15 protein-coding genes are annotated in these 12,783 nt (G+C 71.7%); 3 read left to right on the forward strand and 12 right to left on the reverse strand.

The features are described 5' to 3' along the window. Nucleotides 1-94: 94 nt before the first annotated feature. The 9 genes from ACH4XV_RS25105 to ACH4XV_RS25145 form a co-directional block, all read right to left on the reverse strand. Nucleotides 95-643 carry a hypothetical protein gene (locus ACH4XV_RS25105; protein WP_395793426.1) on the reverse strand — a complete coding sequence of 183 codons (549 nt, stop codon included), beginning with the start codon at nucleotides 641-643 and terminating at the stop codon, nucleotides 95-97. Between the two features lie 170 nt (nucleotides 644-813). After that, nucleotides 814-1,026, reverse strand: a complete 213-nt coding sequence (locus ACH4XV_RS25110; RefSeq protein WP_395793428.1) for a ferredoxin — start codon at nucleotides 1,024-1,026, stop codon at nucleotides 814-816. Further along, nucleotides 1,005-1,955 (reverse strand): pyridoxamine 5'-phosphate oxidase family protein, encoded by a 951-nt coding sequence (locus ACH4XV_RS25115; RefSeq protein ID WP_395793430.1) that lies wholly within the window; start codon nucleotides 1,953-1,955, stop codon nucleotides 1,005-1,007. The genes ACH4XV_RS25110 and ACH4XV_RS25115 overlap by 22 nt, the downstream gene beginning before the upstream one ends. A gap of 70 nt (nucleotides 1,956-2,025) precedes the next feature. Further along, nucleotides 2,026-2,481 carry a VOC family protein gene (locus ACH4XV_RS25120; protein ID WP_395793432.1) on the reverse strand — a complete coding sequence of 152 codons (456 nt, stop codon included), beginning with the start codon at nucleotides 2,479-2,481 and terminating at the stop codon, nucleotides 2,026-2,028. A 164-nt stretch (nucleotides 2,482-2,645) separates the two neighbouring features. Continuing rightward, nucleotides 2,646-3,281, reverse strand: a complete 636-nt coding sequence (locus ACH4XV_RS25125) for a hypothetical protein (protein ID WP_395793434.1) — start codon at nucleotides 3,279-3,281, stop codon at nucleotides 2,646-2,648. 86 nt (nucleotides 3,282-3,367) lie between these two features. Continuing rightward, nucleotides 3,368-4,144 (reverse strand): hypothetical protein, encoded by a 777-nt coding sequence (locus ACH4XV_RS25130; RefSeq protein ID WP_395793436.1) that lies wholly within the window; start codon nucleotides 4,142-4,144, stop codon nucleotides 3,368-3,370. A 212-nt stretch (nucleotides 4,145-4,356) separates the two neighbouring features. Next, nucleotides 4,357-4,875, reverse strand: coding sequence for a GNAT family N-acetyltransferase (locus ACH4XV_RS25135; protein ID WP_395793438.1), 519 nt, complete (start codon nucleotides 4,873-4,875; stop codon nucleotides 4,357-4,359). Between the two features lie 12 nt (nucleotides 4,876-4,887). Further along, nucleotides 4,888-5,490, reverse strand: a complete 603-nt coding sequence (locus ACH4XV_RS25140; RefSeq protein WP_395793440.1) for a helix-turn-helix domain-containing protein — start codon at nucleotides 5,488-5,490, stop codon at nucleotides 4,888-4,890. A gap of 78 nt (nucleotides 5,491-5,568) precedes the next feature. After that, nucleotides 5,569-7,074: a YibE/F family protein gene (locus tag ACH4XV_RS25145; protein ID WP_395793442.1), complete on the reverse strand. Its 1,506-nt coding sequence runs from the start codon at nucleotides 7,072-7,074 to the stop codon at nucleotides 5,569-5,571. Nucleotides 7,075-7,326: 252 nt separating this feature from the next. Here ACH4XV_RS25145 and ACH4XV_RS25150 point away from each other — a divergent pair, with 252 nt between their 5' ends. The 3 genes from ACH4XV_RS25150 (at nucleotide 7,327) to ACH4XV_RS25160 (ending at nucleotide 8,924) form a co-directional block, all read left to right on the forward strand. After that, on the forward strand, nucleotides 7,327-7,767 hold the full coding sequence (locus tag ACH4XV_RS25150) for an Lrp/AsnC family transcriptional regulator (RefSeq protein WP_126636947.1): 441 nt from the start codon (nucleotides 7,327-7,329) through the stop codon (nucleotides 7,765-7,767). 57 nt (nucleotides 7,768-7,824) lie between these two features. Further along, a complete protein-coding gene (locus ACH4XV_RS25155; RefSeq protein ID WP_395793444.1) occupies nucleotides 7,825-8,178 on the forward strand; it encodes a DUF6204 family protein in 354 nt (117 codons plus the stop codon). 197 nt (nucleotides 8,179-8,375) lie between these two features. Next, on the forward strand, nucleotides 8,376-8,924 hold the full coding sequence (locus ACH4XV_RS25160; RefSeq protein ID WP_395793446.1) for a DUF1062 domain-containing protein: 549 nt from the start codon (nucleotides 8,376-8,378) through the stop codon (nucleotides 8,922-8,924). A gap of 48 nt (nucleotides 8,925-8,972) precedes the next feature. Here ACH4XV_RS25160 and ACH4XV_RS25165 read toward each other — a convergent pair whose 3' ends face one another. From ACH4XV_RS25165 to ACH4XV_RS25175, 3 genes are all read right to left on the reverse strand, one after another. Next, nucleotides 8,973-9,530 carry a 2'-5' RNA ligase family protein gene (locus ACH4XV_RS25165; protein WP_395793448.1) on the reverse strand — a complete coding sequence of 186 codons (558 nt, stop codon included), beginning with the start codon at nucleotides 9,528-9,530 and terminating at the stop codon, nucleotides 8,973-8,975. 175 nt (nucleotides 9,531-9,705) lie between these two features. Beyond that, nucleotides 9,706-10,629: a hypothetical protein gene (locus tag ACH4XV_RS25170; RefSeq protein ID WP_395793450.1), complete on the reverse strand. Its 924-nt coding sequence runs from the start codon at nucleotides 10,627-10,629 to the stop codon at nucleotides 9,706-9,708. 209 nt (nucleotides 10,630-10,838) lie between these two features. Continuing rightward, nucleotides 10,839-12,776, reverse strand: a complete 1,938-nt coding sequence (locus ACH4XV_RS25175; RefSeq protein ID WP_395793452.1) for a glycerophosphodiester phosphodiesterase — start codon at nucleotides 12,774-12,776, stop codon at nucleotides 10,839-10,841. Between the last annotated feature and the right edge of the window lie 7 nt (nucleotides 12,777-12,783).

Consider the following 12,783-nt stretch of genomic DNA (forward strand, 5'->3'; position numbering starts at 1 on the left):
GTGCCGTCCTCATGGCTCGATGTGAGGTGGTGCGAGTCGGCGTGACTCGGTGGTGTGGTGTCGCCCGGCGGGTGGGGCGGGTGCGCGTGATTGGTCAGCGGGCCCAGCCCGTGTAGCCCTGGCGGCTGCGGTGGCGGTGCGGGCCGGGGCCGGGGGCGGGGGCGGGGGTGCACGGTATGTCGGGCTCCATGGCGCCGGCGACCGCGCGGACCAGCCAGGCGTTGACCGACAGGCCCGCGAGGCCGGCGGTCTCCTCGACCCTGGCCTTGAGGTGGGCGGGGAGGCGGAAGTTGATCCGGGCCATCCCGCCCTCGTCTCCGTCCGGCGCCGTCAGTGGCGCCATCGCTGCGGTCTTCGGCGCCGGCTTGTCTGCTTCCGGCGCCGCGTATGCCTCTTGCGGCGGTGGCGTCGTCACCACGAACTCGGGGTCGAGGCCGCGCAGGCGGATGTCCACGGAGCCCGGCGCCAGCTCGCTGGTGACCTCGGCCATGGCTGCGGACAGTGCGTTCATGAGGGTGAGCCGGGCGGCCGACTCCAGCGGAGCGGTCAGCCGTTCGGCCACGTCCCGAGCCTGGGGGCCGCCTGCGGCAGCGGCGATGGCGAGTTCCCGACGAAGGTTGTCGACGTATGGTGTGAGGTCCATGACGTCATCATGGCACATTCATGGCGTCATAGCGAGCTAATGGCGCCATGAATGTGCCAGGCGCGCGTCACGGCCGGCGCACCCCCGCCCTGACCAGCCCAAACACGTCCGCCCGGAGCCGATGGCTCCGGGCGGGGGTCGTGCGATGTGGCGGGGCGAGTGGGGGTGGTTCAGGATGTGGCGTCCGGCTCGCCCTCGTCGATGATCGAGATGGCGCGGGCCGGGCACATGCTCACGGCGGTGCGCACGTGCGCTCGGAGTGCGTCCGCCGGCCGGCCCTCGTAGACGAGGAAATCGTCGTCGTCGAAGGAGAACACGTCGGGCGCGGCGAACACGCACTGGCCGTGGCTCTCGCACAGGTTCATGTCGACGGTGATGCGCATGGTTCGACTCCCTGGATGGGCGGGTTGAAGCGGGAGGCCTGTGGGGCGCTCCAGCGCAGCGGGACGGCGTCGGGGATCTCCACCACGTCCGTGACGGTGAACTCGACCAGGCGCTGCGCGCCGGGGATTCGGGCGATCTCGTCGTGGTCCCAGACAGTGCGGGTGGTGCCGGACAGGTGCAGGGACGTACCGCTGTCCCAGCCCGGGAGCAACAGCCCGGCCACCGGCCGCAGTTCGAGATTGCCCAGGGTCAGGAACATGGCGTTGCCGACATAGTCCGGCCAGCGCAGCACGGTCGGGGACAGCACCTCCACGAAGCCCGGGTTGCCGCCTCGGTGCGAGGCGTCGGTATTGCCGAGTTCGTCGGCGGTGGCCACGAAGAACGTGTCGGCGGCGCGCAGGGTCCGTTGCTGGGCCGGGGTGAGCGCGGTGCCCCGGGTGACCGCGCGATTGCCTTGCGACTGGACGGAGTTCGGGTCTCCGAGGATGCGATAGTCGCGTTTTTGGATGTACTTCGGGCAGTTGGCGATGACCTGGTCGGGCACTACGCGCAGGCCGCCGGGCACCGGTGTGGAGCGGCCGTTGATCCGCATCCTGCGTCGGGACGCCGGCTCGATGGCGATCATCCCGACCCGGGCCGGCTCGCCGAGGAGGTCCGCGAGCGGGTCCTCGGCGAGCGGCAGTGCGTCGATGGTGAGCGTGTGCGGGTCGGGGGTGGACAGGAAGCCGGGCTCGCCGGTCAGTTGTGAGCACCAGATCCGGCCGGCCGCGTCCGCGCCTCCGACGATGATCATGGGTTGTGCGGCGAGGAATGCCGCGGCGACCGGCGGGATGGCGTCCCCGATTCCGCCGAGCGAGTGCGAGGCCTGGCGGGTGAGGTGGGCGCGGTCCTGGACCGCGCGTTCCCCGCGGTGGTAGCCGGTTGCCACGACATTGCCTCCGGATCTGCGGTGTGCGGTGTTGGGGCGTGGTGCGCTTGGTGGGGGTACTGCGCGAGGTCTAGAAGAAGCCGCAGGTCGGCGCGCCGGTGGTGGGGGCGTCGGCCGGGTCGGCGCCGGATGGGGCGTAGATCTCCAGGCGGATGCCGTCCGGGTCGGTGAAGAAGATCCCGCCGGAGGTGCCGTGCTCGCCGTGTGGGACGACGCCTTCGTAGTCGAAGTGCGCGTCGAGGCCGCGCAGGACCTGTTCGGCGGCCTTCACCTCGTCGATGGTCTCCACCTGGAAGGACAGGTGGTGCAACCCGGGACGCCGGGTCGCGAATATGCCCTCGCTCTGCTGCCACAGCGTGATCAGGAGGTTCCCGTCCCGCCCGAGGAAGGCGAAGCGGCGACCCTCCTCGTTGCCCTCGGCCACCACCTCGACCTCCAGGACCGCCCGGTAGAAGGCCACGGAACGGTCGAGGTCGGTGACGTTCAATCCGACGTGGCCGGTCTGAAGTGTCTTGAGGTTGCCCATCGTTGCTCCTTGTGTCGGCTCGACGCGGCGCGGCGCGGCGCCGGATTCCCGTGCTCGGGCGAGCACTGTCTATCTAATGATTACATACTTTCTTATCCATTAGAAAGTGAGAACAGAACAATCCCACGGTCTGTCGACCGTGGGATTGGTTGCGGGTCTGCGGATCAGTCCATCGGAGCTTGGGGCTCACGACCGCCGTCGGGGTGGTTGAGCGCGGCGAACTGCACCAGACGCCCCAATGCGGTGAAGCCGTAGGTCAGTTGCTCGTAGTGCTCGTGCTGTTCCTCGAGTTGCCTGGTCACCTGCACGGTGCCCGGTGTCGAGGCCGCGTCCGGGAAGACCATCGCGGTGTACGTGGTTCCGGGTACCCGGGGGTCCGAGGCGCGCGGGTAGACGATGAAGTCCCAGGACTCGGCGCCCCCGGTCGCCACCCCCGGATCACGCAACAGCAGGGCGTACGCCGGTGGTCGCCGCCAGACCTGGAGCGGGGCCAGCACCGCGAGGTTGCGGCTCACCGCGCGCCATCGCGCCGCCGGGCGCCCGACATGGTGCAGGTCGGAGAACAGTTCCCGGCGCAGCTTGGCGTAGGGCGGTGCGATCGCGGCCAGGCCCTCGGCCGCATCCGCCACATCCATCCGGCTGTCGCAGTGGTCGATGCTGTTTTCCCGAGCGCCGAGTTCGCTCCGTATCGATGCGTGTAGCACGGCGTCGAGTGCACCCAGGGGGTAGGCGTCCTCGGCGGACTCCGCGATGAACAGTCCGGCCTCGTACAACCCCCGATACCGCGCACCCAGATCCACGTCGATGTTCTCCCCACACTCGGTCGCGGTCGTCCGGTCAGGATAGGACGATCGTGCCGACCGGACGCGATGCCGACGGGTGTGGGTCAGCGACCGAGTTGGGCGTAAGTCTTGAACGTGTACAACCCGTCCAGGGTGACCGAGTTGGTGCCGCCGGGCGACGGCAGGCCGTTGCGCTGATTCAGCACCGTGCCGAGCGGGCCACAACCGCCGGCGGCGGGGATGGCGACCGTGTTGTCCCACAGGGTGCCCTTGAGGATGGGCGGGTCCTTGGAGATCCATTCGTTGGGGCCCTTGCGCATCATGGTCAACCGGATCGGCTGCTCTGCGGTGCCGATCGAGCAGTCCTTCGGCAGCAGCGGGCCGCTCAGGGACAGGGTCACGTCCAGGCCGCCGGCCGAGGTGCCGTGCGAGAGGAAGTCGAACCAACCGCCGTATTTCGTCTCGACGCTCATCCCGAGCAGCGGCGCGCGCCCGGGGAGGCCGGGAACGCCGAGCAGGCCGCCGGAGGTCGGGCTCGGGGCCGCGTGCAGCGCGCCGAAGACCTGGCCCGTGCTGCCGTCGGGCAGCGGGCCCTCGGCGTGCGTGATGGTCATCGGGCGAAGCGGGACGACGATCCCGCCCAACCGCATCTCCCCGGTGGCGACGTGTACCTCACAGCGCCACCTGTCGGGATCCGCGCCGGCGGGCAGCGTCGGGCAGTCGCCGAAGTCGAAGGTGGGGAGTGCGACGGCGGACGGGGTCGTGCGGTCCTTCGTCGGGGCCTCGGCGAGTGCCGGCGCGGTGGTCAACGCCACGGCGCCGAGTGCCAGTCCGGCACAGGCGGCAAGCCTGGTGAAGGTGCGGTTCCTCCTGCGGTCCATGGTGGTCGGTTCCCCCTGGGGTGTTGCGAACGTTTCCGTTCGGCAATGGCCGAACCCCCACGAAGGTAGGGAAGTTCGACCCCCACCCGGAATCCGGCGACCCCCAGCCCGGGCACTGGGGGCAGCCCCAACACCCGGGCGGGGGTTACCGGTTCCGGAGGAGCGGCGACGGGCCACCGGCGATCGGACCACCGGGCACGAACCGCTCGGACTCAGGCGATGCGCTTGTAGTAGAAGGTGCAGTCCCGCAACTTCCCGGCCGGGTCGGTCGCATAATCCGGGACCACGCCGTATCGGGTCCAGCCGGCCGTCCGGTACAGGTGGTCGGCGGTGCTCTCGGTCTCGGTGTCGAGCAGGAGCAGGCGGCTTCCGGCGTCGGCGGCGCCCTGTTCGGCGGTGCGCAGCAGGGCGCGGCCGAGTCCGTGGCCCCGGGCGTCGCCGTGGACCATGAGCTTGACCACCTCGGCGCGGTGCCGGCTGTTCGGTTTCTGCTCCAGGACGAGACTCACCGTGCCGGCCACGCCGTTCGCCCCCCGGGCGATCCACACCCGGCGGCTGCCGTCGGCCACGGCGGAGTCCAGGGACCGCCACCAGGCCGCCGCGGCGGCGTGGTCGAACGGGGCGACGAAGCCGACGGAGGAGCCGCCGGCGACCACGTCGACGAGGAGGTCGGCCAGGTGCGCGATGCCGGTGCGGAAGTCGTCGACGGTCAGTCGGGTGATGGTGTGCAAGGCGGCTCTCCGTCAGGGCAGGACGATCAACAGGGCGTAGCGGACCGGTTCGGGCCCCGGGTTGCGAAAGCGGGTGCGGTCCCACGACCGGTAGCGCAGGCAGTCGCCGGCACGCACCTCGTGCGGCCGACCGCCCGAGGTGACCTCCAGGACGCCGTCCAGCACCCAGATGTGGTGTTCGAGACCGGGCAGGGACGGGCCGTCGTAGGCGATGTCCGCGCCCGGGCGCAGGGTGCCCTCGACGACCTCGCCGCGCAGGCTCGGATGCGGCGGGGACACCGATCGACGGGTGAAGCCCGACGCCCGGTCCTGCCACACCTCCTGCCGGTCGGCGCGCACCAGTTGCGGCGGCTCCGACTCGACCTCGGCCAACAACTGCGACATGGTCCGTTCGTACGCCGTGCACAACCGGCCGAGCAGCGCCGCCGTCGGGCTGATCTCGCCGCGCTCCAGCCGGGACAGGGTGGACCGGCTCACGTCCGTCCGCCGCCCCAACTCGTCCAGCGACCAGCCGCGTTCCAAGCGGAGTTCGGCGAGCCGACCGGCCAGTCGTGCCTCGACCTGTGCGGCGGCGGTATGGTTCGGCGCCCCCGCGTCCCCCTCTGTGTCTCTCATATTCGAGACGATATCCCGAATATGAGAGAGGGTCCATGGTGGGGTCCGTCACGCCGACCGACGCGAGCCCCCACGCGCTCAGCGGCCCCGGTGGCGACCCCGGGATGCGGGCGCCGGTACGGTGACGGTCGGCGCGGCGGCACCCTTCGTCGGCGGTCCGGGCGGTCCGTGATCGGCTGCGGCAAGCAGCGCGGCCAGCGCGGTGGTGACCGGGACCGAGGCGACCAGGCCGATGCTGCCGACCAGCGTGCGGGCGATCTCCTCCGCGACGATCTCGCTGGTGGCCACGTCCAGTACGTCCCGGCGCGCGATCGAGAACAGCAGCATCAACGGCAACGCGGCCCCCGCGTAGGCCAGTACCAGCGTGTTGACCGTCGACGCGATGTGGTCGCGGCCGATCCGGATGCCCGCCCGGTACAGCCGACGGGCCGTCATGGTCGGGTCGGCCTGCTTGAGTTCCCACACCGCCGAGGTCTGAGTGACCGTCACATCGTCGAGTACGCCCAGCGAACCGATGATGAAGCCGGCCAACAGCAGGCCATGCAACTCGATGTGCGGATACAGCGCGTGTACGAGGCCGGTCTCGTCGGAGGTGTTGCCGGTCAGGTGCGCCCACCCGATGAACAGCTTCCCCAACACCCCGATCAGGGCCACCGATACCAGCGTGCCGACCACCGCGACCGACGTGCGCGCGGATATGCCGTGACACAGGTACAGGGCCGTGAACATGATCGCGCTGCCGCCGACGACCGCGACCAGGAGCGGATCCGACCCGTGCAGGATGGCCGGGAGGATGAAGAAGGACAACACCGCGAAGCTGATCGCGAGGGCGATCAGGGCGGTCAGCCCGCGCATCCGCCCGACCACGATCACCGCGATCGCGAACAGGCCCGCGAGCAGCAACATCGGCGGGCCGCGCCGGACGTCGATCACCGAATAGCGCAGGTCCTCGGGCGCGCCCGGGGCGTACGCGAGCACCACCCCCTGCCCGACCGAGAACCGGCGCAACTGGTCCGGCCGGACCACCTCGGTGACCCGGCGGCCCTTGTCGGCGCCGGAGGTGACCTCGATGGTGGCGCGGCGGCAGTCGGCGGGCGCGGGCGCCGAGCCGGGCGCGGTGGTGGGTGGGGGCCAGGGGACGCCGCCGGGGGTGGCGTCCGGCGGGGGAGCGGCGGCGCCGGCCGGGTCGCCCGAGTGGCCGTTGCCGGCGGCGAAGGCGTCGGCGTCCGCCTGGGCGCAGGGCAACTCCTCGATCTTGGTGACGCGCCCGTCCCGGGTCTCCTGGTCGAAGCCCACGCCCGTACGCGGGTGTGCGGGCGTACCGCTGGGCCACAACACCACGAGGCCGACCACCACGGCGGCGGCGAACGGGATGAGCACGGCGGCCACCAGACGGCGCAGCCGGGTCGAGACGGGGGAGGCGGGGCCGTGCGCGTGCGCGTGACCGTGGCCGTGGTTTGCCGGCGGGGGTGGCGGATCGGGCGCGTGATGGTCGCTCCCGTGGCTGCGTCGGCCGTGACCCGGTGGGTGGGTCGGGCCGCCGACGTCCTCGGGATCCTGGTGATCCGCTCGTGTCCTGCGCATGATGGCGAAGCCCTCCCGCCGATCCGGTCGACGCGTCGTCGTCCCCGGGGTCTCGGATCCCGGCGGGCAGCGTATCGGGCCGCGCGACGGGATCCGGGAGCATCCCGGGGGGATCGGCGGCGATGTGGGCCGTTCGGTTGCCGGCGCAAGCACCTTGCGGCGGATCGGGTACAGGCCGCAAGATTCTTGCCTGCCGATCGGACTCGGGTTCGATGCTTTGCGTGGGCAGCGCCGAGGACGGGAGCGTCGGGCATGGCCGAGATCGACAGCATCGACCACAACATCCTGCGGATGTTGCGGGAGGACGGGCGGCGCACCTTCTCCGAGATGGCCGGGCAGATCGGCCTGTCGGTCGCGGCGGTCAAGCGCCGGGTGGACCGGCTGCGCGAGGAGGGCGTGATCACCGGCTTCACCGTGCAGATCGACCACGCCAAGCTGGGCTGGGGCGTCGAGGCGTTCACCGAACTGCGCTACCCGGGCAGCATGCCGGTGAGCGAGATCGTGCGCACCGCCACGGACACCCCCGAAGTACAGGCGGTGTACACGATCGCCGGCGATCCGGACGCGCTGATCCATGTCCGGGTCCGCGACATCACCCACCTGCAACAGGTGATCGACCACCTCCGTCGCAACGGAAACGTCACCGGCACCAAGACGCTGATGGTCCTGGGGTCGTGGACGAAGGAACGCTGAGCCCGGGCGCGGGCCTCCCGCCGAAATTCGGTTGAGGCGCCGCCTAGGGTTTTGCCCATGAGCGTACGCACCTTCCGAATCACCGTCCGAGGCGCCTTCGACGCACTGGACGAGGAGCAGCGGGCGGAACTGCTCGCCCGAGCCGCCGAGCACGACGTGCTGCGGGCGGCCTTCACGCCCGAGGGGCATCTGACGTACGACCTGGCGGCGCGCCCGTTCTTCACCTTCCGCTTCGTCGACTCGGGCGAGGCGGAGGAGGACATCGTCCCGGCGACGGAGCGCGCGCTGGCGGCGGCGGACCGGTGGCTGACCGACCGCGGCTACGGCCACAAGAACCTCCGGGCCCAAGCCGAAGACCTGTCCCAGGCCCCGCTGTCCAAGCGCCAACGCAGGGCCCAGGCTGCCGGCTGAACCGTTGTCGGGACCCCGTCGGAAAATCGGTGGATCGGCGGCGCGCTGCGCCGTTACCGTGCTGCCGACCTGTCCTCCAGGCAAGGAAGTGCCGTTGTACACCGTGTGAGATTCCCCGAGCGCTGTTGGTCGCGCGTCGCGCATCTGCGCCGCGCTGCTTCTTGCTGCGGTCTTCTCACTGGAACCGGTGTACACCTGTGCTCGAAACCTGGGTGGTCATGCCCACCCGCCTGCCCCTCGTGCTCCGCCGCTGCCACGGCTGCGCGGCCGAGCACTTGCGGGCGAACGGCAAATTCCGCGTCAACGCAAACCACAAGCTCATCGACGCCTGGCTCCTCGCGCTCTGTACCGCCTGCGGGGAAACGGCCAGGCTGACGGTCCTGGAGCGAACGCACGTGCGCTCCGTGCGACCCGAGTTGCTCGATCGGCTGCATGCCAACGACCTCGGCCTGGCGGCCGAACTGCTCCAGGATCCGCTCGTCCGGCGCCGCAATCGCATCGCCCTCGACTGGACCGACGCCTGGCGCCTGGACACCGGCGGAACGGCTCACCCCGACCGCGAGGTGATCGAGGTCGAGGTCCGGTTCGCGGCACGGATCCCCGTGCGGCCGGTACGTCTGATCGCCGAAGGTCGCGGCCTTCCCCGAGCCGAGGTCGAGCGACTGATCGCCGACGGAAAGGTCGTCTCCGCGGTCCGACTGACCGGCAAACTCTCCGCCGACTTCACCTTCATGCTCAAACCCTGAACCCCTCGGGACGAGGGGCCGGTCCGGCAACTCCCGCCGGATGGGCCCCTAGTCCCGAGGCGGGGTGGTCCGGGGGGCGAAGGGGAAGGACTCGCGCAGGGACCAGTTGCCGTCCTCGTCGCCGACCACCAGGTCGAGTCCGGCGACCCGGGCGGTGAGGGGCAGGCGGGTGGTGACCTCCTCGGCCAGGGCCCGCAGTTGCTCGGTGTCCTGGCCGAGGGCGACGGTCAGGTGTGGTCCGACGTCGTCCGGATCGTCGAGGTAGGCGCCGCCGTAGGGGAGGTAGTCCGGCCAGCGGTCGGTCACCGCCTCGATCAGGCGCAACACCGGCTCGGCCGGATCGGGGGCCAGCCACAATCCGCGATGGAACTGCCCGATGCGCTCGAACACCAGCTCCATCGCCGGCTGCGCGGCGGCGATCGTGCCCAGCGCCTCCAGGTCCTCGGCGCCGATCTCCGTGGGCGGCAACCACGGGTACAACACGGTCACATGCGCCGGAATGCCCTCGGCGACGCGCGGGTCGTACCGCTCCCGCCAGGGCTCGACGACCTGCTCCACATCGGGAACCAGCAACACAAGCGCACTGACCACAAACCGCTCGCCCATCCCCGAAGTCTACGGTCCGACGCGGGCCCCCGCGCCCACAGGCACGCCCGGCTCGGCGGCGGCGCCGGGCAGGATGAGGCGGGCCCGACCCGGCATGTGCCGGGTCGGGCCCGTTGTCGCGATGAATCGACGTCCGGTCAGTTTCGGCGGCTACGCCGCTTGTGGGTCAGCCGGATCAGGACGGCGCCGGCCGGCAGGAGGACGACCGCGCCCAGTACGAGCGGTGCGGTGGGGCCGCTGCCGTGGTCGGGCCCTGGAGGGTGCCGGGCAGCGTCGAGTTCCACGGGCCGGTGGTCGTGGTGTTGTCCGTCGTGGCGCCGAGCCAACAGTAGCCCTGGGTGCCCCGGCCGGGGCCGCGGACGGTGACCATGTTCGCGCCGGGTGCCGGGACGTGAAACGCGGTGCCCGCGGGCGAGCGAGCCGCGCAGCCGTCGCCGCGGTGTTCCCAGTCGCCGAAGTAGTTGCCGAGGACGTCGAGGCCGACGCCGAGGTAGCCGCCGTCGACCCCGGGCAGGTACGGGTTGGCGGGGTTGGCGTCGGGCAACTTCTGCGCGTAGCCGAGGCTGCCGCCGAACGCGCCGGGCCGGGTCAGGGACGCCGCGCCGTCGACCAGGAACATGGCGATGCCGTCGGCGGGCGACGGCGAGGTGGTCCCGCCGTATTGCCACTGCTCGAAGGTGAGTTCGAGTCCACCGTTCGCGGGGAGCGGGGAGTCGTACAGCACGGCGGCGGAGCGGTCGTTGCCGGCGTCGGTGAGCCGCAGGTAGCCCAGCGGGGCGGCGCCGTTCGGCGGGACCGGACCGATGGCGCCGCCCGGGCAGCCGCCGAGCGGCCGGGGGCCGGGCCCGAGCGGGCCGCCGGCTTGCGGGGCGCCGGTCAGGCAGGCGTCGCCGGCGGCGATGAACCCGGCCTGGGCGGTGGCGCCGGTGACGGTCTCGTCGAGCAGCAGGGTGCCGTCGGACGCGACCGGCGCGACGCGGCGGCTCTCCCGGGACGGGTCGGCGACGCGTACACCGAGCGGCACCGCGAGCGCGAGAAGTGCGGTGCCGCAACGGACGAGTGGCGTGGACCAACGCCGGGGCCGGACCTTCGCGGGCATGGTTCGGCATCCTCTCGGACAGGGTGGGGACGAAGCGGAACCCTGCCCGAGGCAAAACACAACCAACCGGATGATCGTATGAATCGCCCGAGGGGCTCAAGGCCCTTCGAACGGGGAACCGTTCCTCGGGGTGCGCGCATGACACGGCTCCGGTGGACGCGGGGTCGCGTCCACCGGAGCCGTGTTGTGGTCGTGGCGTTCGGGCTCGGTCAGCCCAGGGCGCGGGCGTCGCCGGCTATCTGTCGGGCCTTGGGGGCCGCGATGGTGCGGCCGGACTGGTTCTCCGCCCAGTTGGCCAGCTGGGGGTACTGGTCGTGGGCGAGCATGGTGGTCAGGGTGGCCACCGCGACGCGGTCGGCGCCGGAGGTCAGGATCAGGTGGGCCAGGCCGGTACGCGTGGCGGTGATCGTGAAGGTGGATTCCGCGGTCGTGGTGCCGCCGGGGCCCTTGGCTTCGGCGCGCAGGGTGTGTGTGCCGAGGGGGAGGGCGGTGGTGTCGATCGGGGTGCCCGCCGCGAACTCCTTGCCGTCCAGGGTCAGTCGCACCGACTCGGCGCCGGTGGTGTCGAGCGCCGGCACCGGGGAGGCCGCGCGCTCGACGCGGGCTCCGGCGGCCGGGGCGAGGATGCGCACCGTCGGGGCGGCCGGCGTCGGCGGTGTGCCATTCTGGCGCCACGCCGCGTTCCAGCCCGCGAGTTCGGCCGGCCGGTTCGTGATCACCGCGTCCACGCCGCCCGCCTCCAGGGTCTTCCACCCGGCGGCGTCGTCGACCGTCCAGACCATCACCGCGACGCCGGCCCGATGCAGGTCGGCGACCACGCCGGGGCGGGCGGCCAGGCCGCCCGCCGAGGGGTTGTAGGCCTTGAGCTCGAGGCGCTTGGCCAAGGCGACCGGGTCCGCGTCCAAGGCGCTGCGGAGCAGGCCCAGCGGCAGGTCGGGCGCCAATTCGTGGGTGAATTCCAGCGCGTCGACCTCGAAGCTCTGGACGAACACCCGGCCGCTCATCCCGGTGTCCCTGATGTCCCGGATGATGCGGGCCACTTCGTCCCTGGTGTGCTTGCCCTTGATCTCCAGGAGCAGGTTGCCGCCGCGCGTGCGCAGGTCGTCCAACTGGGCGCGCAGCGTCGGCACCCGGGCCCCGGTGTGCAGCGGCGAGAACCACGAACCGGCGTCCAGGGCCGCGAGTTGAGCGGCCGTCAGGTCGCGGATGCGGCCCGTGCCGTTGGTGGTGCGGTTCACCGTGTCGTCGTGCAGGATGTGCGGAATGCCGTCCAGGCTCGGCTGTACGTCGTTCTCGATCCAGTCGGCGCCGGCCCGGCGGGCGGTCTCGTCCGAGATCAGCGTGTTCTCCGGCGCGGCGGAGGACGCGCCCCGGTGCGCGACGACCGACATCGGCGCACCCGGCGCCCGCAGATAGGCGTTGGCCTCCGGGGCGAGCGTGGTGACCTTGACGTCGTCGAAGGAGACCCGCGCGCCGTTGACCAGGAGCGCCTGGCCGCCGTCGGCGGAGCGCTGGACCCGGGTGGTGCGCAGCGCCTCGCGCTCGTCCACGACCAGTCGAGCCCGGGTGCCGTGCACCTCGACCGCGATCCGTACGTCGCGGCCGGTGCCGGCGGCGGTCGGCGTGGAGCCGGTGTCGGTGACGTTCCAGGCGTTGGCGGTGGTGCGCTGGGCGAATTCGAGGCCGTTGGCGGCGGTGGTGCCGGTACGCATGGTGGCGATCGACCACGGCGTGTTCCCGGTGGCCGGGATGTCGAGGCCGAACGCGGTCCAGCGCGCCGCGTCGACGGCGCTCTCGAAGCGGGCGACCGCCTCGAAGCGGAAGTCGTCCAGGTGTCGGCCGAAGGTGATCCGGCTCTGCTGACCGGAGTTGGCGGACGTACCGACCAGGCGGCCGTTCTCGACCTTCCAGTCGCCCTCGACCGCGTGCCAACCGGCGGGCAGCGTGGAGCCGGCGAAGTCCTCCGAGACCACCACGTCGCCGACGGCGGGCGCGGCCTGGGCCGAGTCGGTCGAGGCGGCGACCGAGACGCCGGCGAGCGCGGCGGTCGCGGCCAGACCCAGGGCGGTGCCCAGGGCGCCGGCCCGGAGCCGGGAGCGGTGCCGCCGAGGCAGCCGGAACGGTGACGCGGGTGTCTGTGCAGGCATGCCCGAA

Origin of the sequence: Embleya sp. NPDC020630 (assembly GCF_044334985.1) — a bacterium.
Classification (GTDB): domain Bacteria; phylum Actinomycetota; class Actinomycetes; order Streptomycetales; family Streptomycetaceae; genus Embleya.